This is a genomic window from Cognatundibacterium rugosum (assembly GCF_014284365.1).
GTDB classification, from domain to species: domain Bacteria; phylum Pseudomonadota; class Gammaproteobacteria; order Burkholderiales; family Burkholderiaceae_D; genus Undibacterium; species Undibacterium rugosum.
On sequence record NZ_JACOGG010000010.1, the window covers coordinates 63,271 to 86,244 of the forward strand.

General features: G+C 51.8%; 20 protein-coding genes. 16 read left to right on the forward strand and 4 right to left on the reverse strand.

All coding sequences use genetic code 11. From position 1 onward, the window contains the following. Positions 1-300, forward strand: a complete 300-nt coding sequence (locus H8K47_RS10800) for a DUF4936 family protein (protein ID WP_186881419.1) — start codon at positions 1-3, stop codon at positions 298-300. Further along, complete coding sequence (locus tag H8K47_RS10805) at positions 291-1,037, forward strand: NRDE family protein (protein ID WP_186881420.1); 747 nt, start codon at positions 291-293, stop codon at positions 1,035-1,037. Before H8K47_RS10800 ends, H8K47_RS10805 begins: the two co-directional genes overlap by 10 nt. 35 nt (positions 1,038-1,072) lie before the next feature. Here H8K47_RS10805 and H8K47_RS10810 read toward each other — a convergent pair whose 3' ends face one another. The 3 genes from H8K47_RS10810 to H8K47_RS10820 all read right to left on the reverse strand — a co-directional run bounded on the left by H8K47_RS10810 (position 1,073) and on the right by H8K47_RS10820 (position 4,996). Continuing rightward, positions 1,073-2,353, reverse strand: a complete 1,281-nt coding sequence (locus tag H8K47_RS10810; RefSeq protein WP_186881421.1) for an MFS transporter — start codon at positions 2,351-2,353, stop codon at positions 1,073-1,075. A gap of 82 nt (positions 2,354-2,435) precedes the next feature. Beyond that, positions 2,436-3,746, reverse strand: coding sequence for a homoserine dehydrogenase (locus H8K47_RS10815; RefSeq protein WP_186881422.1), 1,311 nt, complete (start codon positions 3,744-3,746; stop codon positions 2,436-2,438). A gap of 20 nt (positions 3,747-3,766) precedes the next feature. Then, positions 3,767-4,996, reverse strand: a complete 1,230-nt coding sequence (locus H8K47_RS10820) for a pyridoxal phosphate-dependent aminotransferase (protein WP_186881423.1) — start codon at positions 4,994-4,996, stop codon at positions 3,767-3,769. 455 nt (positions 4,997-5,451) lie between these two features. Here H8K47_RS10820 and H8K47_RS10825 point away from each other — a divergent pair, with 455 nt between their 5' ends. The 14 genes from H8K47_RS10825 (at position 5,452) to H8K47_RS10890 (ending at position 20,511) form a co-directional block, all read left to right on the forward strand. Next, positions 5,452-5,829 (forward strand): Mth938-like domain-containing protein, encoded by a 378-nt coding sequence (locus H8K47_RS10825; RefSeq protein WP_186881424.1) that lies wholly within the window; start codon positions 5,452-5,454, stop codon positions 5,827-5,829. Continuing rightward, positions 5,826-7,532 carry a glycosyltransferase family 39 protein gene (locus tag H8K47_RS10830; protein ID WP_186881425.1) on the forward strand — a complete coding sequence of 569 codons (1,707 nt, stop codon included), beginning with the start codon at positions 5,826-5,828 and terminating at the stop codon, positions 7,530-7,532. The genes H8K47_RS10825 and H8K47_RS10830 overlap by 4 nt, the downstream gene beginning before the upstream one ends. Before the next feature lie 27 nt (positions 7,533-7,559). Then, positions 7,560-7,931: an EamA family transporter gene (locus H8K47_RS10835; protein ID WP_162018543.1), complete on the forward strand. Its 372-nt coding sequence runs from the start codon at positions 7,560-7,562 to the stop codon at positions 7,929-7,931. Positions 7,932-8,008: 77 nt separating this feature from the next. Further along, on the forward strand, positions 8,009-9,136 hold the full coding sequence (locus tag H8K47_RS10840) for a DegT/DnrJ/EryC1/StrS family aminotransferase (RefSeq protein ID WP_186881426.1): 1,128 nt from the start codon (positions 8,009-8,011) through the stop codon (positions 9,134-9,136). Positions 9,137-9,160: 24 nt separating this feature from the next. Further along, the gene (locus tag H8K47_RS10845) at positions 9,161-10,126 is read left to right on the forward strand and encodes a glycosyltransferase (protein WP_186881427.1); all 966 of its coding nucleotides are present in this window, start codon (positions 9,161-9,163) and stop codon (positions 10,124-10,126) included. A 1-nt stretch (position 10,127) separates the two neighbouring features. Beyond that, positions 10,128-11,039: a formyltransferase gene (locus tag H8K47_RS10850; RefSeq protein ID WP_186881428.1), complete on the forward strand. Its 912-nt coding sequence runs from the start codon at positions 10,128-10,130 to the stop codon at positions 11,037-11,039. Positions 11,040-11,123: 84 nt separating this feature from the next. Next, positions 11,124-12,164, forward strand: coding sequence for a bifunctional UDP-4-keto-pentose/UDP-xylose synthase (locus H8K47_RS10855; RefSeq protein WP_186881429.1), 1,041 nt, complete (start codon positions 11,124-11,126; stop codon positions 12,162-12,164). A gap of 11 nt (positions 12,165-12,175) precedes the next feature. Then, positions 12,176-13,111 (forward strand): polysaccharide deacetylase family protein, encoded by a 936-nt coding sequence (locus tag H8K47_RS10860; RefSeq protein ID WP_186881430.1) that lies wholly within the window; start codon positions 12,176-12,178, stop codon positions 13,109-13,111. Between the two features lie 42 nt (positions 13,112-13,153). Continuing rightward, positions 13,154-13,630 (forward strand): peroxiredoxin, encoded by a 477-nt coding sequence (locus H8K47_RS10865; protein ID WP_408057893.1) that lies wholly within the window; start codon positions 13,154-13,156, stop codon positions 13,628-13,630. 116 nt (positions 13,631-13,746) lie between these two features. Continuing rightward, positions 13,747-15,477, forward strand: a complete 1,731-nt coding sequence (locus H8K47_RS10870; protein ID WP_186881432.1) for a PhoH family protein — start codon at positions 13,747-13,749, stop codon at positions 15,475-15,477. A gap of 113 nt (positions 15,478-15,590) precedes the next feature. Next, positions 15,591-16,082, forward strand: a complete 492-nt coding sequence (locus H8K47_RS10875) for a MarR family winged helix-turn-helix transcriptional regulator (RefSeq protein WP_186881433.1) — start codon at positions 15,591-15,593, stop codon at positions 16,080-16,082. Positions 16,083-16,104: 22 nt separating this feature from the next. Continuing rightward, positions 16,105-17,535: an efflux transporter outer membrane subunit gene (locus H8K47_RS10880; protein ID WP_186881434.1), complete on the forward strand. Its 1,431-nt coding sequence runs from the start codon at positions 16,105-16,107 to the stop codon at positions 17,533-17,535. Between the two features lie 208 nt (positions 17,536-17,743). Continuing rightward, complete coding sequence (locus tag H8K47_RS10885; protein WP_186881435.1) at positions 17,744-18,958, forward strand: HlyD family secretion protein; 1,215 nt, start codon at positions 17,744-17,746, stop codon at positions 18,956-18,958. Further along, on the forward strand, positions 18,958-20,511 hold the full coding sequence (locus H8K47_RS10890) for a DHA2 family efflux MFS transporter permease subunit (RefSeq protein ID WP_186881436.1): 1,554 nt from the start codon (positions 18,958-18,960) through the stop codon (positions 20,509-20,511). Before H8K47_RS10885 ends, H8K47_RS10890 begins: the two co-directional genes overlap by 1 nt. A gap of 274 nt (positions 20,512-20,785) precedes the next feature. On the opposite strand, the gene pbpC is transcribed toward H8K47_RS10890, so the two are convergent. Then, positions 20,786-22,945 carry a penicillin-binding protein 1C gene (pbpC, locus tag H8K47_RS10895; protein WP_222612775.1) on the reverse strand — a complete coding sequence of 720 codons (2,160 nt, stop codon included), beginning with the start codon at positions 22,943-22,945 and terminating at the stop codon, positions 20,786-20,788. Positions 22,946-22,974 lie beyond the last annotated feature (29 nt).

Below are 22,974 nucleotides of genomic sequence, written 5' to 3' on the forward strand. Positions count from 1 at the left end.
ATGGATTGCTATGTTTACTTTAAGACGCCGGAAGAAAAATCTGCTGCGGTGATTGCGGAAGTCGCACTGCTGCAGCAACGCCTGCACGCACTGTGTCCCGAACTGCAGCAGGCTGGAATGGCATTGCAGCGCCGTCCAGAATTAAAGCAGGGATTGATCACCTGGATGGAGATTTACCACCAGGTACCGGACAACTTTGAAGCACTGTTGCGCTCCGCATTGCAGCATGTGGATTTTCCTGAGTTGCAGTATGCTGAGCGTCATGCTGAATATTTTGTGGATGTCGTAGTATGTGCCTGATCGTTTTTGCCTGGAAGTTATTACCCGATACACCGCTGGTGGTTGCGGCCAACCGTGATGAGTATTACGCGCGCGCTGCCAGTGAGGCGCATCACTGGCAAGATAAACCAGGGATTTTTGCAGGACGTGATTTGCAATCACATGGCACCTGGCTGGGTATACGCAGTCTGAGTCAGGATGCACTGCAGGCGACCAAGTTTGCTGCCGTAACCAATGTACGCGCACCTTCCGAGCCGCTGGAGTCGGCACGCAGCCGCGGCGAACTGGTCAGCAGCTTCCTGGAAAATGACATCTCTGCGGCTGAATACGTGCGTCAGCTTGCCGCCTGTGATGATGAATACAATGGCTACAATTTATTGGTCAATGATGGCCAGGACATGATCTGGTATTCCAATCGTCACCGCGACAATGCCAAGAATGGCATCGCTTTAGCACCAGGAATTTATGGTGTGTCGAATGCTGCGCTGGATACTTGCTGGCATAAAGTAGTCCGAACTAAAGCTGAATTCGCGAGCCTGATTTGTCAGCTGGCGCCACAAGACGCATTTTTTGAAATGCTGTCAAATACGACGCAGGCACCGGATTGCCGCTTACCTGACACCGGCATTTCCTTTGAACGCGAACGCCTGTTGTCCTCACCTTGTATCGTGTCGCAAGATTACGGGACGCGGGTATCCACCTTGCTCAGGATACACCATGATGGCAGCACAGAATTTATGGAAAAAACTTTGCGCTGAGTTCGGGTCTCTCGCACAAGGTGAATGCACTTACCTCAAACCTTATCTAGCTTAGCGCGCACGAGTAGTGTCAGCGCGGCTGCCTTCAGTATGCTAGGGACGACTGCGTACATCAGCGTCAACGCGCTCAGGCCTTGCACGCTGGATGCCGTAGCATTCGGCGTATAGCCTGTCCACTCCAGTGCAGGTAAAGTCAATCCAGCCGCCAGTGCCAGATTCATTTTGTTTGCCCAATTCCAGACACCAAAATAACTGCCCTCGCATCGATCATGATGTCCGGCTACCTGTATCACCCCCGCGAGCAAGGCTGGTGGCAGCGCCAGGTCTGCGCCGAGTGCGAAACCGGATAGCACACAAATAAGCGCAAACGCGCTCAGGTCGCCCGCTGTCAGCAGCGTGGCCCAGACAAAGCTGCTAATCGCAAGCAGCATGGCTAGCGCCCAGGCGCGGCTTTCATGGATACGCGCCGCCAACCAGCTCCAGACGGGCATAGAGAGTGCTGCGCTTAAAAAATAAGCCAGCAATAACACCCCTGCGCTTTGTTCCAGCCTGAGTTTATCTTTCACAAAAAACAGAAATAAGGTAGCCGGAATTGCGGCGGCTATCCCATTAAGTACAAAGACCAGAAACAGTTTTCGGAAGTCACGTCCGGCAAATATCTGGCGCAAAGTCAGGGCATTATCCGTGGCTGCGGCGGGTGCCGACGGCTGATGACGATCTGGCGTCCAGCGCAACAGACTGCTGAGTGCGATCACACTGCTGATCAGCAGCAGCCAGGACAGATGCTGCACCGGTGCAAACTGCACAAATAAGGCGGCAGAAATGACACCCAGCAAGCCCACAAACTCTCTGCTTGCAGTCAGCCTGGTACGCCATGCCGGATCAGCACTCAGCGTTGCGCCCCAGCTTTGATAAGCGATGCTGGCAAGACTAAATCCAGCGTACACCAGCAAGAGTGAGCCACATAGCCAGCTCAGTAAAGCCATGCCAGACCAGGCCGGTGGGTGGAATAAGGCATGAAAACCGATGAGCAAAGCAGGTGCTGCAAGCAGTAAAAACCGACGAAATCCGGTTTGTGGGGAGTAACGATCAATATAGCTGCCAGCCAGCGTATCAAAAAAGGCATCCAGCATTCGGGATACCAGCAAAATGCTGCCTATCAGCGATAAGCTCAACCCAAACTGCGCCGCATAAAACTGCGGCAAATACACGTAGACGGGCAAGGCCAGCATCGCGAGTGGATAAGCAAATAAGGCATAAGCAAAAATCTGCCAGCGGCTTAGCAATGGCACATCACAGTTGGGCAGTGAGCTCATGAGGGAATGATATAAAAAAACGCGCCCATGATGCCATGGTCGCGTTTTTTTGTCAGAAACCGCCCAGAAGCGGCAGCTGGGATCAGCTCAACTCTTCAAGGCGTAACTTGGTGACAGCACCGAATACAGTTTGCAACTGCTCGATTTTCTCTATCGCAGCAACGATATTTTTTTCTTTCGTCTGGTGCGTGAGGATGATGATGTCAGTACGGGTTTCACCGTCGCCTGGCTCCTTCTGCAGCATCGCATCAATCGAGATCGTCAGATCAGCCAGTATGCGTGTTACATCAGCCAATACCCCAGGACGATCTTCCACATGCATGCGCAGGTAGTAGCTGGTCACGATTTCTGACATAGGCAGAATAGGCAGATTGCTCAGCGCGTCTGGTTGGAAAGCGAGGTGCGGCACACGGTGCTCAGGGTCAGCCGTTGCCAGACGCGTGATATCGACCAGATCCGCAATCACTGCGGAGGCGGTTGGCTCAGAACCTGCGCCTTTGCCGTAATACAGGGTCGCACCCACCGCATCGCCTTGTACCAACACCGCATTCATCGCGCCTTCCACATTGGCGATCAGACGTTTTTCAGGGATCAATGTTGGATGAACGCGTAATTCTATGCCGTCAGGTGTGCGCTTAGTGATACCCAGCAGCTTGATACGATAGCCTAATTCTTCAGCGTAGCGTATGTCGCTGGCTTCCAATTTGGTGATCCCTTCGACATAGGCCTTATCGAACTGCATCGGTATGCCGTACGCGATCGAGGCCATGATGGTGGCCTTATGCGCCGCGTCCACCCCTTCGATATCGAAAGTCGGATCCGCTTCTGCATAACCCAAGGCCTGTGCTTGCTTGAGCACCGTCGCGAAGTCCAGCCCCTTATCACGCATTTCAGACAAAATGAAATTGGTGGTGCCATTGATGATGCCAGCTATCCATTCGATGCGATTAGCAGTCAGGCCTTCACGCAGCGCCTTAATGATAGGGATGCCACCGGCAACTGCGGCTTCAAAAGCCACCATGACCCCTTTTTCCTGCGCGGCTTTAAAAATCTCATTGCCGTGGGTAGCCAGCAAGGCTTTGTTGGCCGTCACCACATGCTTGCCATTAGCGATGGCCTTTAACACCAGGTCTTTAGCAATGCCATAGCCGCCTATCAGCTCGATCACGATATCAATATCAGGATGCGTAACGACCAGATTACCGTCGTTGACCACTTCACAGCTGTCGCCAGCCAGCTCACGTGCCCGCTCAGTGTTGAGGTCTGCAATCATGGTAATTTCAATTGAACGGCCAGCGCGACGCATAATTTCCTGCTGATTGCGCTTTAATACATTGAATGTGCCGGAACCAACGGTTCCTATACCTAACAGACCAACTTTGATGGGTTTCATATGAGCTCTGACTAAAAAAATTAATAAGTACCGTGACGTTTTCGGTAAGATTCGAGGAAAAGAGAGATTCTGCCGAATGCCTCAGTTAAATCATCCGTATTTGGCAGGAACACGACCCGGAAGTGATCCGGTTTGATCCAGTTAAAACCTGTGCCCTGCACTAACAACACGCGCTGCTCTGTCAGCAATTCGTGTATGAATTCCTGGTCATCCTTGATTGGGTAAATCTCGGGGTCCAGTTTCGGGAACATATACAAGGCTGCTTTCGGTTTGACACAGCTTACGCCGGGTATTTCCGTCAGCAGTTTGTGAGCGAGATCGCGCTGTTTGAGCAAACGACCTCCGGGGCCCACCAGATCATCGATACTCTGGTAGCCACCTAATGCAGTCTGGATCGCAAACTGGCCGGGCGCATTGGCGCACAGCCGCATGGAAGCCAGCATATTTAAGCCTTCGATGTAGTCTTTGGCATGACGTTTTTCACCAGACACAACCATCCAGCCAGCACGATAACCGCAGGAGCGGTAATTTTTAGACAGGCCGTTCAGGGTCAGGAATAACACGTCGTCCGCCAGCGAGGCGATCGAGGTATGTACTTCACCGTCGTACAGGGTTTTGTCATAAATTTCATCAGCAAATACGATCAGCTGATGTTCACGAGCGACGTCGACGATTTGCTGCAGCACCTCTACCGGATATAGCGCACCGGTGGGATTGTTCGGGTTGATAACGACAATAGCCTTGGTATTCGGTGTGATTTTTTTCTTGATATCGTCGATATCCGGCATCCAGTCCGCACTCTCATCACAAACATAATGCACCGGCTTGCCGCCCGACAGGCTGACTGCTGCGGTCCATAACGGGTAATCGGGTGCTGGTACCAGCACTTCATCGCCGCTATTCAGCAAAGCATTCATGCCCATGACGATCAGCTCAGATGCACCATTGCCGATATACACATCTTCTATCGTCACACCACGGATATGCTTTTGCTGGGTGTAGTGCATGATTGCTTTGCGCGGCGCAAACATGCCTTTGGAATCTGTGTAGCCCGCGGCGCCATGCATATTCCGTATCATGTCTTGCACGATTTCATCCGGTGGGTCAAAGTTAAAGACCGCCAGATTACCGATGTTGAGCTTAATAATCTTATGCCCTTCATCTTCCATTTGTTTGGCTTTTTCCAGAACTGGTCCGCGTATGTCGTAACAGACATCAGCTAATTTTTTTGATTTTTGGATAGGACGCATTCAGAATTCCTTTTAACTTTCAGTCGGGACGTTCAGAGATACCCAACACGAGATTCAAACCGTTTGATGCGTGCAAGCCAGGCCGCCACACAAGCTTGGTACACGACACAACCCAGGGATTGGTTCGTCAAGATGAAGCGAATTTGCTGCACTGCCGAACGATGCATTTTGCCCAAGGTAAGCACTTAAATCAATTCGTTTTCTGCATTTAGATAAACTTAAATTGCATTTTCACCGAATTTAATTCCAAATGCTTATAAGCTTATGCCTAAATTACCCAGGAAATCGTTTGCTTTTCGTCTCAACACTCACCATGCCTGTTTGTAATAAGTCTGCGCATGAGGAAAGCGGAAACAATTCCTGTGATGAATGCCGCTTTCGTTGGGCTGAAAAAAAGTTACAATGCCGCACTTTCCGGAACAACCGGTCAACTAAGCCTGGAATACCGCAACACTATGAAGCTGCACACAACGCCTACACAACAGTACCAGACCATTACCGGGTACGAAACGGACAGTGTTGAAATTAACGCTATCGTCTATCAACACAGCCTGATCGTGTTACCGGAAATAAAACCTATGATCTGGCCCGTCAATAGTTTTGCAGCATTAACTGAAGCCAGTTTTGAGCCAGTATTAGCGCAGCAACCAGATGTTGTCATCCTCGGTACCGGTGTAAAACAACAATTTGTCCATCCGCGTCTGATCCAGGCCCTCACCGCGAAACGTATCGGTGTAGAGAGTATGGATAGTCAGGCCGCCTGCCGCACTTACAATATCCTGATGGCAGAAGGCCGCAAAGTGGCGCTGGCGCTGATTATGGAGCAGGCATGAGTCAGACACCGCTTAAGTCGCTGCACAAATCACCATTGGAATCACCGCGTACACTGTGGGCCTTAGCCATCGGTTTTCTGATTATCTGGTTCTATATGCTGGGCGCCCGTACTTTAGTGCCTACCGATGAAGGACGTTATGCCGAAATGGGACGGGAGATGCTGGCCAGCGGAGATTGGATCACACTGCGCCTGAACGGCATTAAATATTTTGAAAAGCCACCACTGCAAAACTGGATGAATGCAATCAGCTTTGCACTGTTTGGCCTGGGTGACTGGCAGGCGCGCCTGTGGACTGGCCTGTGTGGGCTGATTGGCGTGGCTGCGGTCTGGTTCACCGGCAAACGCGTGTATTCGCCAAGAGTCGGCGTGATTGCCGCGCTGGTACTGGGCTCCAGCTTTTACTGGGCAGGCATGGGGCATGTGAATTCGCTGGACATGGGTTTGTCGGGCATGATGGCTCTGACCATGTGCGGTCTGCTGCTGGGACAACGTGATGGCGTCAGCGTGACAGAACAAAGAAATGCGATGCTGATTTGCTGGGTTGGTATGGCCTTGGCAACCATGTCTAAAGGCCTGATTGGTTTTGTGTTGCCTGGCACCGTATTGATCCTGTACACACTGATTGCCCGTGACTGGCGCTTGTGGACGCGACTGCATTTTGGCAAAGGGCTGCTGCTGTTTTTCGCCATCACAGCCCCCTGGTTCATCCTGATCGCACTAAAAAATCCCGAGCACCCCCACTTTTTCTTCATCCATGAGCATTTCGAACGCTTCACCAGCGGTGTACATAAACGCGGTGGTGCCTGGCATTATTTCTTCCCTTTGCTGGCACTGGGTATTATCCCGTGGTTAGGCGTATTGGTGCAGGGCTTACTGAGCGGGATGAAAAAAACACCGGCACGCTTTCAGCCTGGTTTGATGCTGCTAATCTGGGCGGTGTTCTTCTTTTTCTTTTTCAGTATTTCAGGCTCAAAATTACCGGGCTACATTCTGCCTATCTTCCCTGCTCTCGCCATGCTGATAGCAGTGCAGCTTGAGCAAAGTGGCAGCCGCAGCCTGCAAGTAGCGGCAATCTTAATGGTGTTGTTAGGGCTGGGCGGATTGCTGGGCGTAGGCAAAGCCATCGACATCAGTAAAAATAAACCGGCGCTGGAACAGGCTTTAAGTGCTGCTTATGCCAACTGGCTGTATGTGGTCGCAGCGCTGGCCTTGCTGGGCGGTGCTGTAAGCTGGCTGTTGGCACGCAAGCCAGGTAACGGTAAAGACTGGGCCATTATCGTGCTGGCGACTTCCGGCTATCTGCTCAGTCAGATCGCCTTCCTTGGTCACGAGCCTTGGGGCCGCTATATCGCGGGCAGCACCCACATCCCGGCGATACAAAAAGAATTAGTCAGTGCCACGACGCCGATTTATGCGGTCGGTCGCTATGAACAAGCCTTGCCCTTCTATTTGCAACGCACGGTGATATTAGTTGAATTCCCGGACGAGATGCAATTCGGTTTACAACAGCAACCTGAATTATGGATACCAAAGCGTGAGGATTTTGTCGCGAAATGGCAGGCTCATCAGTTGGCGGGCGAACATGCGGTCGCCATCATGCGTGACGATGTTTATGACGATTTGAAAAAAACAGGCCTGGAAATGCGTATCATCGGCCAGGACCCCAAACGTATTATCGTGGCAGTTCCTGCCGCCAGATAAGACTCTATATTAATCAATTTATAAATAATGAATATCCAAACTTTCGGCTTCATCCTGACCGGCATCATGCTCAATGCAGTCGCTCAGTTATTACTTAAAAAAGGCACCAATGCGGTGGGTGCCATCCATCTGAATGCAGAGAACTGGTTATCTACCGGCTTACAGCTGGCGACTCAGCTGCCCATCATAGGCGGCCTGAGTTGCTACGTTATTTCTGTAGTGGTGTGGATTATCGGCTTATCACGCGTCGATGTGACGATCGCCTACCCTTTACTCTCTATAGGCTATATCGTCAATGCCATCGGTGCCTGGTATTTCCTGGGGGAGGTAATGTCGCTGCAGCGTATGCTCGCGATCGGCATCATCATCATTGGCGTTGCACTGCTGGTGAAAAGCTGATCCCAGGAAGCGCCAAGAAAATACTACCCATCAAACAATAAAAAATCCTGCGCCTGCGCAGACCTGAAAGGAAAATCATGAGTAATGAACTGGCTTTTCTGCCTTTTACCAAGCCGACTATTGACGAAGACATGATCGCCGCCGTGGCCGATGTGATGCGTTCAGGCTGGCTGACCAGCGGCCCTAAAGTGCAGGAACTGGAAGCTAAGCTGTCTGAGTTGTTCGGTGGCCGTCCGGTCCGCACCTTTAATTCAGGCACCTGCACCATGGAAATCGCCTTGCGTATCGCAGGCATAGGTCCGGGCGACGAAGTTATTACGACGCCGAACTCCTGGGTCGCGACCGCGAATGTGATTATCGAAGTTGGCGCGACGCCGGTATTCGCGGACATCGATCCGAAAACACATAATATCGACCTCAATAAGCTGGAAGCAGCAATCACACCAAGAACCAAGGCAGTGATTCCTGTGCATATGTGCGGCCTGCCTTGTGACATGGATCACTTGTATGCGATTGCTGAAAGATACAAGCTGCGTGTGATTGAAGATGCTGCGCAGGCGATAGGATCAACCTGGAAAGGCAAACGTATCGGTTCTTTCGGAGATTTTGCTTCGTTCAGTTTCCAGGTCAATAAAAATATCATGACCGGCGAAGGTGGCTGCCTGGTATTGAATAATGCGGAAGAAGCCAGACTGGCAGAAAAATACCGTCTGCAAGGTGTATCACGTCAAGGACTGGATGGCATTGATGTGGATGTGCTGGGTGGTAAATACAATATGACCGATATGGCGGCGGCAATCGGTCTTGGACAATTAAAACGCCTGGAAGAATTCAATGGCAAGCGCAAAGCGCTGGCCCAGCATTATTTTGACACCTTTGGCGCTGACTTTGAAGCCCTGAGCGGTGCAGAGTTGCCTGTGGCTGACTTTGAAAATTCTAACTGGCATATGTTCCATGTGGTGCTGCCTGAAAACGTGAACCGTGGCGACTTCATGCAGAAAATGTTGGATGTGAAAATCGGTCTGGGTTACCACTACCGCGCCATCCATTTATTCACCCTTTACCGTGAACGCGGCTTCAAAGAAGGCATGTTCCCTATCGCGGAGCGGGTCGGCAAACAGATCGTGACGCTGCCTTTATTCCCATCGATGACAAATGCAGATGTCGAAAGAGTGGTGTCTGCGGTAAAATCCTGCCTTCTTTGAATTTGCCCTATGTTGACGACCACGATGAAACCTGAACTTTCCGTTGTTATTCCTGTTTATAACGAAGAGGCTGGCCTCGCCCACCTGTTCGCCCGTCTGTATCCTGCACTGGATCAGCTGGCGACACGTGGCGTGAGCTACGAGATCATCTTTGTCAATGATGGCAGCCGCGACAATACCGCCTTAATTCTGGCGGATCAGTTCCGCACCCGCCCGGATGTGACGCGGGTGGTGCTGTTTAATGGGAATTACGGTCAGCACATGGCCATTCTGGCTGGTTTTGAAGCCACCCGTGGCGAGATCGTGGTAACTCTCGATGCCGACTTGCAAAATCCGCCGGAAGAAATCGGTGCGCTGGTCGACAAAATGCGCGAAGGGTATGACTATGTCGGCTCTATCCGCCGCAAACGTCAGGACTCTGCCTGGCGCACCTATGCATCGAAAGTGATGAATCGTCTGCGCGAAAAAATCACCCGCATCAAAATTACCGATCAGGGAAATATGCTGCGCGCTTATGGCCGCAATGTGATCGACCTGATTAATCAGTGCAGTGAAGTGAATACCTTTGTGCCGGCGCTTGCCTATACGTTCGCCCGGAAACCGACAGAAATCACAGTGGAGCATGAGGAGCGTGCCGCCGGTGAATCAAAATACTCGCTGTACAGTTTGATACGGCTTAATTTTGATCTCATGACTGGCTTTTCCATTATGCCTTTGCAATGGTTCTCCATGCTGGGTATGATGCTGTCGCTGTTGTCCGGCGGACTGGTTGGTTTATTGCTGATACGGCGCTTTGTCTTTGGTGCTGAGGCTGAAGGTCTGTTCACTTTATTTGCAATCGCATTTTTCCTGATGGGCGTGATCCTGTTCGGCATTGGTTTGCTCGGTGAGTATGTAGGCCGGATATACCAACAAGTCAGAGGTCGTCCACGTTATGTGGTGCAGACTATTCTGCAAGATAACGCGCTGAATCAAAAAGAAGGAAACTGAATTGACGACTACAAACGCAAAAGCCGTTGTCTTTGCTTACCACAATGTTGGGGTACGCAGCATTCAGACCCTGCTCGCCAAAGGCATAGATATCGCTTTAGTGGTCACCCACGAAGATAACCCGGCTGAAACCATCTGGTTTGAGTCAGTCGCTGCGCTCTGTGCGGAGCATGGCATACCCAGTATCACGCCAGCAGACCCCAAGTCTGAGGATTTGTATGCACAAGTCGCGGCGATCGCGCCCGACTTTATTTTCAGCTTTTACTACCGTCACATGCTGCCAGTGAATTTGCTCACACTCGCTAAACGCGGCGCGTACAACCTGCATGGTTCACTACTGCCTAAATATCGTGGACGGGTACCGGTTAACTGGGCGGTACTGCATGGTGAAACAGAAACCGGTGCGACCCTGCATGAAATGGCGGCCAAACCAGATGCGGGTGCGATTATCGCGCAAGTTGCAGTGCCTATCCTGCCAGACGATACCGCTTACGAAGTATTTGGCAAGCTGACCGTCGCAGCGGAACAGACTTTGTGGCAGGCATTACCAGGTTTGCTGAGTGGGCAAGTTCACCCCTTACCCAACCAGCTGGAACAGGGCAGTTATTTTGGCGGTCGCAAACCTGAAGACGGTCGTATAGACTGGTCTGCGTCAGCGCAACAGGTCTACAATCTGCATCGTGCTGTCGCTCCGCCCTACCCTGGTGCCTTTTTTGATCAGAACGGACATCGTTTCGTGATTGGAAAAGCAAGATTAACTGACCGGGAAGTCGGAAATTTGGCGATTGGCTTACATGTGTTAGATAATATGATATTTGGCGTGTGCGGCGATGGCCGTGCAGTGAAAATATTAGAATTGCTGAGTGGTCCACGTGCCGTTACAGCGCAAGAATTGCGTGACATGCTGGCTTAAGCATCTGACTGCGTAAAGCATTTGGCTCGCTGAAACGGCAATATAAAAAACATAGCAATCATCCTTTTTAAAGAAGAAACCATTATGAAAAAAGTCCTCATTCTCGGTGTGAACGGTTTTATCGGTCACCATCTGTCCAAGCGCATCCTCGAAACGACAGACTGGGAAGTCTACGGCATGGATATGCAGACCGAACGTCTGGGCGACTTGATCAATCACCCACGTATGCACTTTTTTGAAGGTGACATCACCATCAATAAAGAATGGGTGGAATATCACGTTAAAAAATGCGACGTCATTTTGCCTTTGGTAGCGATCGCAACCCCTTCCACTTACGTCAAACAGCCTTTGCGCGTGTTTGAACTGGACTTTGAAGCCAATCTGCCTATCGTACGTTCGGCAGCTAAATACGGTAAGCACCTGGTGTTCCCGTCGACGTCCGAAGTGTATGGCATGTGCCACGATGAAGAGTTTGATCCGGAAGAGTCTGAATTGATCTGCGGCCCGATCAACAAGCCACGCTGGATTTACTCTTGCGCTAAACAGCTGATGGATCGCGTGATCTGGGGCTACGGCATGGAAGGTCTGAACTTCACCCTGTTCCGTCCTTTCAACTGGATCGGTGCCGGCCTGGATAATATTCATACGCCAAAAGAAGGCAGCTCACGCGTAGTGACACAATTCTTTGGTCATATCGTACGTGGCGAGAATATCTCCCTGGTGGATGGCGGCGCGCAAAAACGTGCGTTCACTTACATCGACGACGGTATTGATGCGCTGATGCGTATCATCGATAACAAAGACGGTGTTGCCAGCGGCAAGATCTATAACATCGGCAATCCGACAAACAACTACTCGATCCGTGAACTGGCGCACATGATGCTGGATCTGGCTGCGGAATATCCTGAATACGCTGAAACCGCGAAGAAAGTACAACTGACCGAAACCACATCGGCTGCTTACTATGGCAAAGGCTATCAGGACGTGCAAAACCGCGTGCCGAAAATCACCAATACTTGCGAAGAACTGGGCTGGAAGCCTGTGACAACCATGCAGGACACCATGCGTAATATTTTTGACGCATACCGTTCCCAGGTTGCGGAAGCCCGCGCATTGATGGACTGATGTCGCAACGCATGCCTAGTATCGTCCTTAAAATTGATGTAGATACCTATCGCGGCACTAAAGAAGGCGTACCGAATCTGGTACGTCTGCTGAGCCAGCATCAGGCCGGCGCGACCTTTCTGTTCTCACTGGGTAAAGATCACACCGGCTGGGCTTTAAGGCGCGCTTTCCGGCCCGGTTTTTTCCAAAAAGTGTCGCGCACTTCGGTAGTTGAACATTACGGCATCAAGACCCTGATGTACGGTGTTTTTTTGCCGGCACCCGATATCGGTGCCTGTGTGACCGAAATGCGCGCAGTTCAGCAAGCTGGTTTTGAATGTGGCATTCACACCTGGGATCATGTGGTGTGGCAGGATAACGTCAGAACCAAAGACCGTGCCTGGACCGAGCGCCAGCTGGATGCAGCGCATGCGCGTTTCAGCTCTATCTTTGGTATGGTGCCACACACTCACGGTGCGGCAGGCTGGCAAATGAATCCTTATGCTTTCGATAAACTCGATGCATTCGGCATGCAGTATGCCTCTGATGGCAGAGCAATGCTCAATGAAGATGGCAGCCTGACGGATCCGGCCGCTGGTCCTTACCGGTTGCAAGTGAATGGCAAGCTGCAGCAATGCATACAGATGCCGACTACCTTGCCGACACTGGATGAATTGCTGGGACGTGAAATCAAAGGTAAAGAGATCACGACCTCGAACATCGCAGCCTGCATTCTGGATTTATGCCGCGATCGACGCGATCATGTATTTACTTTGCATGCCGAGCTTGAAGGGCAAAAACTTGCCCCCATATTCGAACAATTGCTAACTGGCTGGAAGCAGCTGGGATACCGTTGCATATCGATGGCTGACTACTATGCCGGTCTGAACGCAGACGCACTACCAATTAAGCCCTTAACTTGGGCAAGCTTACCAGGACGTTCCGGAGATCTGGTCGCTGTCATCTGAGGTGGCAGCAACAGTCTCCCTTCAATTACTCAGGAGATGACAGTGGCTGACACCCCCTCTGCGCACAATTGCCAGGTTCCCCACTTTAGCGCCGCCATGACTGGTCAAAAGTCTTTTGACCTGAATGACTACAGTGGAAAAACGCTGGTGCTGTATTTCTACCCGAAAGACAATACCCCCGGCTGCACCACGGAGAGCATCGCTTTCCGTGATCTGCATGCCGAATTTGAAGCGCACAACGTAGTTGTATTCGGTATTAGCCGTGATAGCCTGCGTTCGCATGAAGGTTTCAAAAATAAACTCGCCTTACCGTTTGAATTAATCTCCGATCCTGACGAGACACTGTGCACCATGTTTAATGTGATGAAGCTCAAAAACATGTACGGCAAACAGGTACGTGGTATCGAGCGCAGCACATTTGTGATTGACGCAACAGGTAAGTTGGTGAAAGAATGGAGAGGCGTGAAAGTTGCAGGTCACGTCGATGAAGTACTTAAATTTGTGAGTACCCCTAATTAATTGAACTCCTTCGCTTTCTCATCTATTCAAGCCGCAACGGCTAAGCCCCTGAAGCAACAGGAGCTTGCCGCTGCGGCTTTGATTTTTTCTGATCTCACTTTTTGATTGAGGTTTTCATGCCATTGCCCAAAATGCCGACAAAACCAGCCGCCCTGCTCTCGCCTAAGGATTATCCGACCGCAGAGAAGGCGAAAACAGGCAAAACAGCAAAAGTCGCTGTAGAGAAGGAAAAAACCGTATTTAAAACCGAAGCTGTCACTAAAAAGCCAGCTGCCAAACCAGCAGTCGCAGCAAAATCTGTTACCAACCCTGTGCCGTCTGCGGCAGCCGCAGCACCTGCGCAAAGCGCACGTGAAGCAAGCCCGGCAGCGTCTGCTGTCAAAGCAAAAAATCCGCAAAACAAAGTGAAATCCGGCATCAGCCGCGCAGCAGATAAATCCGGCCTCAGCAAAATGTTTGTGCTCGATACCAATGTACTCATGCACGACCCGACTTGTCTGTTCCGCTTTGAGGAACATGATGTCTACCTGCCTATGATCACACTGGAAGAGCTGGATGATCATAAAAAAGGCATGTCTGAAGTCGCACGCAATGCACGCCAGGTATCACGTACTTTAGACGGTCTCGTGGCCGATATCAGCCATGACGCCATCGAACATGGCATCCCCCTATCCAAGCTTGGCAATAAAGATGCAGGCGGCCACCTCTACTTCCAGACTAAATTACAGAATGTCGATCTGCCGCGCGGTCTGCCTCAAGGTAAAGCCGACAATCAGATTCTGGGTGTGGTGCAGGCACTGGAAAAAGAATTTCCGGGCCGCCCTATCGTCCTGGTATCGAAAGACATCAATATGCGCATCAAAGCGCGTGCGATGGGCTTGCCTGCTGAAGATTACTTCAACGATCACGTGCTGGAAGACTCCGATTTGCTCTACACCGGTATCGTGCAACTGCCTGACGACTTTTGGAATAAACATGGCAAGGGTATAGAAACCTGGCAGGAAAACAAAAACGGTATCAGCACCACCTTCTACCGCATTACCGGTCCGGTGATCCCAAGCTTGCTGGTCAATCAGTTTGTCTATCTGGAACCTAAGAACGGGGAAGCCTCGTTTTATGGTCAGGTCAGACAGATCAATGGCAAAACTGCAGTCTTGCAGACCCTGCGTGACTATGGTCATGTGAAACACAGCGTATGGGGCGTCACCTCACGCAACCGTGAACAGAATTTCGCATTGAATTTGTTGATGGATCCGGAATGTGATTTCGTTACCTTGCTGGGTCAGGCAGGCACCGGCAAAACCTTGCTGGCATTGGCTTCTGGCCTCGCGCAGGTATTGGAAACCAAAACCTATAACGAGATCATCGTAACCCGCGTGACAGTGCCTGTGGGTGAAGATATCGGCTTCTTGCCTGGCACGGAAGAAGAGAAAATGTCGCCATGGATGGGTGCATTTGACGATAATTTGGAAGTATTAAATAAATCCGATAACGATGCCGGAGACTGGGGACGCGCAGCGACCCAGGATCTGATCCGTTCCAAAATCAAAATCAAATCGCTTAACTTCATGCGCGGCCGCACCTTCGTCAATAAGTTCCTGATTATCGATGAAGCACAGAACCTGACGCCCAAACAGGTGAAGACGCTGGTGACGCGTGCCGGTCCTGGTACGAAAATCGTCTGCCTCGGTAATATCGCGCAGATCGATACACCTTATCTGACTGAAGGTTCCAGCGGCTTGACCTACGTGGTCGATCGTTTCAAAGGTTGGGCGCATAGCGGCCACGTCACGCTGGCCCGGGGTGAACGTTCCAGGCTGGCAGATCACGCCAGTGAAATACTCTGAGTACTTCCCACTCCGTGTAAAAAGCACCGTACGCGGTGCTTTTTTTATGCCCTGCAGAAAATTTTCAGATGGACTATACTATTGCCTAGGCAATGACTTTCATTTGAGAAAATATGCACGATACCCCCACTCCTTTGCAGTTTGATGTGACCCAGATCGAAGATAGCGTAGGCTATTTACTGGCACGTTCACGCACCATGGTTTCGCGCTCTATCGACGAAGCCTTAAATCAGCTGGGCGTTACCCACGCTCAGGGCAGCGTATTCATGATGTTGCATATGCAGAAATGCTCTACCGCAGCCGAACTGGCGCGCGATCTGTTCATCGACTCCGCTGCCATGAAACGTACGCTGGATAAGATGGCGGATAAAGGCTGGATAGAGCGGGTTGCAGATATATCTGACAAGCGCCTGCTCCGGCTGGAACTGACTGAGGCAGGCAAACAACTCGCGGTGCAACTGCCCCCGGTCTACCGTGCCGTGATGGATGTGGCACTGACTGGCTTTACACAGGAAGAGCTGGGGTTCCTGAAATGCCTGCTGCGCAAATTACTCGCCAATCGCGACAAACTAGACACTCATCAAATTAATTGCTCAGGCAATTAACAATCTCACCATCACTTATCCTATGAAGCAAACTTTCAACATCAGTCCGGTCAGGCTCAGTCTGATCGCAACTAGCCTGAGCGCGGCATTGCTGTTATCCGCTTGCGCTGACTTTTCCGGCATTAAAGAGCAGGCAACAGAAATCAAAGTCAGCCTGTCGGGCCAGACGGAGTCCGTGCGCTGGCCCGATGCCAGCTGGAGTGAAGAACTGGGCGGCAGCCAGCTCAGCCAGCTGATACAAAATGCGCTCAAGGACAATCCTGGCATACAACTGGCTGCCACGCGTATTACCAATGCCAGAGCTTTACAGGATCAGTTCGCCGCAGACCGTCAGATTAGTCTGACCGGTAACGCCGAAAGTACCTATCAGCGCTTTACCAAGAATGGTATGGTGCCGCCTCCTTTGGCAGGCAGCTCTGAATCCAATAATCAGGCCACCGTCAATCTGAGTTATGAACTCGACTTCTGGGGTAAGCATCAGGCTCAGTCACGCGTCGGCCTGTCTACCGAACAGGCTGCCAAAGCTGAAACTGAGAGCGCTAAATTGCTGCTCTCCAATGCGATTGCGCGGCAATGGGTGCAGTTACAGAAACAAGCTGGGCAACTGACGCTCACGGAACAGCAGCTCAAACTGAGAAAAGAATGGGATAGCCTGATTCAGCAACGCCTCAAAGCTGGTTTAGATAATCGGTCTGAGTTGCAGCAAAATCTGGTTTCCGTCGCCAACCTGCAATCGGAAGTACTGAACTGGCGCGAAGCAATCGCACAGACCAAACTGCAACTGGCTTTACTGGCCGGACAAACGCCGGAATATGCCAATAGCATCGCAACGCCAGTTACCTCCCGCACAGTGGATTTTCATTTACCTTCCGAATTACCACTCGATCTGATTAGTCGCAAGCCAGAAATCATCGCGGCAAAATGGCGCATAGAGGCGATGCGCGGCGAAGTGGAGCTTGCGAAAAATCGTTTTTATCCGAATATCAATCTGGTCGGCTTTGCGGGCTTATCCAGTCTGGGTCTGGATAAATTACTCAAGTCCGACAGTACTATCATGGGCGTCGGTCCGGCCATCCATCTGCCACTGTTCGAAGGTGGCAGGCTGCGCGCACAATTAGCGGGCAAAGTAGCAGATACCGACAGCGCCGTTTTACAGTACAACCAGACCGTGCTGAACGCCCTCAAGGACGCTGCGGAACAGTTGCAGACGCTGCAAAGCACGTCATTACAGATCGTGCAGCAGGAGCAGGCGCAACAGGCTGCACAACAAGTGCTGACATTAAACCGCCAGCGCTTTGAAATCGGCACCAGTAATCGTCTGCCTGTCATCAGTGCTGAATTAGCGCTCATCAGTCAGCAAAAAAACATGGCTGAACTCAGTGCCCGCCAGCTCGATGCACGTGTAAATCTGATCAAAGCACTTGGTGGCTCTTACCCGGCAACCCGGCAGTAAATTCAGCCAGACTCAAACGAATAATTCATAGGACTTACGTAAAACCGCCCTAACGGCATTATGGTTCCTTATCGTACTGTGCGTACTGTGCGTACTGTGTACTGCCTGCGTCGCCATGCCTCGCTGGGAAAATTTTGCGTAAATCCTAATTCCAATAAACGCTGTTAGCGCAAGCCAACGGCCAAATTAAACGTTAATTCAGAAATTCATGAATACCACAAATAAAGACGCAGCAAACACACAGAATGCGGCTATTGCTCCAGTCGCCGTGCCGACCAAACGCAAACCCCGCCTGATCATCATCAGTATCATTCTGCTCATCGCCGCTATGGCTTACGGCTATTACTGGCTGACTGTGCTGAAGAACTTCGAACACACCGAAGACGCCTATGCGGCGGGCAATCTGGTACAGCTGACGTCACAAGTCGCAGGTACCGTGGTTGCCATCCATGCTGATGACACCGATCTGGTGGACGCTGGCAAAACCCTGATTGCACTCGACAATACCGATGCGAAAGTCAGCAGTACTCAGGCTGCAGCCCAACTGGCGCAGACCGTCAGGGAAGTTCGCCTGACCTTCGCCAATAACAACAGCCTGCAAGCAATGGCCGATATGCGCAGCGTAGAACTGGAGCGCGCTAAATCGGACTTAGCACGTCGCATGGCCGCCGGTAACAGCGGCGCAGTGTCAGCGGAAGAAATCGAACATGCCCGCAATGCAGTCAAACAAAGCGAAGCAGCATTGATCACTGCCAAAGAACAGCTCGCTTCCAATAAAGTATTAACTGAAAACACCAGCATAGAACAGCATCCTAACGTACTGCGTGCCGCTGCCCGTCTGAAAGAAGCGATGATCGCCGAAAGCCGCACCAGCTTACCAGCGCCAATTTCCGGTTATGTCGCCAAGCGTGCGGTTCAGATCGGCCAGCGCGTGGCCGCTGGCAGCCCTTTACTGTCTATCGTGCCCTTGAACAGCCTGTGGGTGGATGCCAATTTCAAAGAAGTACAACTGGCGAAAATGCGTATCGGTCAGGACGTGATCCTGCATTCTGATGTGTATGGCAGTGATGTGGAATTTCACGGCAAGGTCGTTGGTATGTCAGCCGGCACAGGATCAGCCTTTGCCTTACTGCCAGCACAAAATGCAACCGGCAACTGGATCAAAGTAGTACAACGTGTCCCGGTACGTATTTCATTAGACCCGAAGGAACTGGCGGCCCATCCTCTGCGCGTAGGTGTTTCTATGCAGGTTAAAGTCGATATCTCACAACAACAAGGCCAGGCATTGAATGCTGCACCGGCTGCACGCAGTATTCCGGCATTCCAGACCCGGGTCTTCGAACAAAGCGCGCAGGATGCCGATCGCCGTATCACTGACATCATCCAGGCCAATCTGGCATCCCATAGCCCAAAGGCGAAGTAATGAGCGCAGCTGCCCGAATTTCGCATCCGCCTTTACAAGGCAGCCAGCTGGCCATGGGCACGCTGGCGCTGTCACTGGCGGTGTTTATGAATGTACTGGACTCGTCGATTGCGAATGTCTCGATTCCGGCCATCTCCGGTAACCTTGGCGTATCGCCACAACAAGGCACCTGGGTCATTACCTCATTCGCGGTGGCGAATGCGATTTCTGTGCCTTTGACGGGCTGGCTGACCATGCAATTCGGTCAGGTCAAGCTGTTTATGGCATCTGTTCTGTTATTCGTGCTGTCATCCTGGCTATGTGGTATGGCACCGAATATAGAAATACTGATCGCAGCGCGCATCTTGCAAGGCGCAGTAGCAGGCCCCATGATCCCCTTATCCCAGGCCCTGCTGCTGGGCAGTTATCCGTCTGCAAAAAGCTCGATGGCGCTTGCGCTATGGGGCATGACCACGCTGGTCGCGCCGATTATTGGGCCGCTGCTGGGAGGCTGGATTTCAGACAATTATTCCTGGCCCTGGATTTTTTATATCAATATTCCGGTCGGACTCTTTACCGCCTGGGCCACCTGGTCCATCTATGCTAAACGAGAATCTGTCACGCGCGCGATTCCGATAGATAAGGTCGGTCTGGCACTGCTGGTGGTCTGGGTAGGCGCCCTGCAGCTGATGCTGGACAAAGGAAAGGAACTGGACTGGTTTAATTCCGGCGAGATTATTCTGCTAACCGTGATCGCTGTGGTTGGTCTGATCTATTTCATTGTTTGGGAAAACGGTCAGGATCATCCTGTGGTCGATCTCTCGTTGTTCAAAGGTAGAAATTTCTCCGCCGGCGTGCTGGCGATTTCAGTCGGTTACGGCCTGTTTTTTGGCAGTCTGGTGATCATGCCTTTGTGGCTGCAGACTCAGCTTGGCTATACCGCGACAGAGGCAGGTAAAGTGATGGCGCCGGTCGGCGTGTTCGCGATTATCTTGTCACCCATCATAGGCAAGATCCTGCCTAAGGTAGATGCACGCCGTATCGCTTCGCTCGCCTTTCTCGGGTTTGCACTGGTGTTTTTCATGCGTGCACGCTTCAATACCGAAGTCGATACCGTGAGCTTGCTGATCCCCACTCTGATACAAGGTGCAGCTATGTCTATGTTCTTTATTCCACTGACCTCGATCATTTTGTCGGGTCAGGCAGCAGAAAAAATCCCAGCGGCATCGGGACTGTCCAATTTTGTCAGGATTATGTGTGGCGGTATGGGCGCTTCCATCATGACCACTATCTGGGACGACCGCGGTACGCTACACCATGCCAGGCTGACCGAAGCCACAGGTTATGCCTCACCTGCATTTGTGCAGAACATGCAAACCATGCAGCAAGCGGGAATGCCGGACCAGGCTGCGTATGCAGTATTAGACCGTAGCATCAGCGTGCAAGCCAGTACCATGGCGGCGACCGATATCTTTTATATGGCAGCGATAATTTTCCTGGTATTGATCGGTTTTGTCTGGCTCACCAAACCGAAAAAATCTTCTGCGCCGGTTGATGCTGGCGGTGCGCATTAGGGCCTGTTAACATTTAAATTACGTGTGCGAAAGGGGTAAAACAGGTGCAGGGCTAGGCGCAGCCCGCGCAGCAGTGTAATCACTGTCAGCGGGATGCAACAACGCCATGCGGCTGTTTTACCCCTTTCCCTCCGGGTTCAAGCCAAAACCCGTGCTGGACTGCGTTGCGTGTCTTGTCAGGGGCACCAGCCCTGACGGCGACACACGCCTTGCCAGCCCACGTTTTGGCTTGAACGCATCTCGCAATTGAATTGTTAACAGGCCCTAATAGTGCTTAGCGTGGCGCCTTCATTTGTGCGCCACGCACTTCAAACACAATCTGATCCTGCAAATAGCCTTCTGCATCGAGCAGGCTCAACACATGCCGGCCCGGGAATGGGAACCAGTCGTAGCTCAGTTCTTTTTTCGGATTCAGGCTGGCAGTCAGCTTTTTACCATCCAAGACCAGCATGCCACGTTCACTATACGCGGCGATGCGTATGCGCTGGCGTTCAAGCGGAATATCAGGGTCCAGCGCGGCGATCATGCCTGCTTTGGGGTACAGGATGTGTGGCTGTATCTGGTGTGATGTACCTAACTGTATCTGACTTTGTGCAGTACCCGCTAAAAACCATTCGCTGCGCTCTGCTTCCAACGCATTATCGTAGCGTATCGTTTGTCTGACCAGGCCATTGGGTGGCGCAATAATGCGCTGTGGGCGCGAGCGGTGCAGATAATGCATGACGTCCTGCCAGACAGGTGCCGCGCCAGTCACGCCGGACACATCCCACATCGGTGCACCGGATGCATTGCCCACCCAGACGCCCACCGTATAGCGGTCAGAATAGCCGATGCACCAGTTATCGCGCATATCCTTCGATGTGCCGGTTTTAACTGCGGTCCAGACACGCGTAGACAGTGCACTTTCCAGTCCAAACGTCACAGAGCGCGCGGCCCGGTCGCTCAGGATATCGCTGACGATGTAACTGGCACCAGCCTGCATCACTTGTGTCGGGGCCGTCCCCGGCTCTGCCACGGACCATTTGACCGGCGTATAGCTACCCTGATTGGCCAGCGCACGATAGGCATTGGTCAGTTGCAGCAGACTGATGTCAGCACTGCCCAATGCCAGGCTATAGCCATAGTAACTTCCTGATTCACGCAAATCCATGCCCAACGCACGCAAACGCTGAAAAAAAGCTTCCGGCTGCAGCGACACTAATAAGCGCACAGCCGGTATATTCAGTGAAGAGGCCAACGCGGTACGCGCACTGACCAGACCCTTGAAATGCTTATCGTAATTCTGCGGGATGTAAAGTCCATTACTGGTACTTAGATTGACCGGCGTATCATCCAACACCGAAGCGGCCGTAATCAAACGGTTTTCCAACGCCATTTGGTATAAAAATGGTTTCAGCGTCGATCCGGCCTGGCGCAAAGCCTGCACGCCATCGACCTGACTGGCGTCAGATAATTGTCCGCTGGAGCCGACCCAGGCCAGGATTTCTCCGGTCGCATTATCGAGCACTAACACCGCACCATCCTCAACATTGCGATCTGCCAGTGCTGACAAATGTCGGACCAGACTGTCTCTGGCATATACCTGTAAAGAACGCGACAAACTGGAGCGGAATTCGCGCTGTTGCAGGCTTAAGACCTTACGTGCAAAGTGGGGGGCCAGATTCGCGACAGCCGTTTCGTTGCTGAAGTTACCTGCTACCGCAAGCCCACGACTCAGCTGAGCAAATGCAAGTCTGACCTGGCCTTCAAGATTAGCACATAAGCCAGGTTGCTTTTGTTCACGCAAAATCTGACAGGCGCGTTCTGTGACTTTGGCTTCAGTTGCATTCGGTCCGCGTAGCAAGGCTACGGCGATGGCGGCTTCGATATAGTCGAGGCCGCTCGGGTGCTTCTGAAACATGACTTGAGACAGCGCATGAATGCCAACCAGTTCACCGCGAAATGGCACCAGATTCAGATAGGCTTCCAGTATCTGGTCTTTTTTCCAGTTTCGTTCCAGGGTTTGCGCGACCCAGGCCTGATTCACTTTCTGAGCCAGACTACGGCTGCCAGCTTTGCGGCGTAAATCCTGTTCCAGTAAGCCAGCCAATTGCATGGTGATGGTGGAAGCCCCCCGGGTGCGGGTATTCCACAGATTGCCCCAGGCAGAAGCGGCAACGGCGCTCCAGTCTACGCCAGAGTGCTCATAAAAACGCTTATCTTCCGAGGCAATCAGCGCATTTCTGACAGCTGGCGAAATATCTTCCAGCCGTACCCAGGCCAGCTTGCGCTCCTGCATATCGACACGCAGGCGCTGTAACACCTGGCCATTCCTATCGTATAGCGTTGCATCTGAAGACAAAGAGGCCGCTTTAAAGCGTGCAAAATCACTCAGCTCGCCGCCGTATGCCGGATTAACGGCATAGGGCAACAGACTACAGAGCTGACTATACAAACAGGCTAGCGCCGCTTGCCGCCATATGG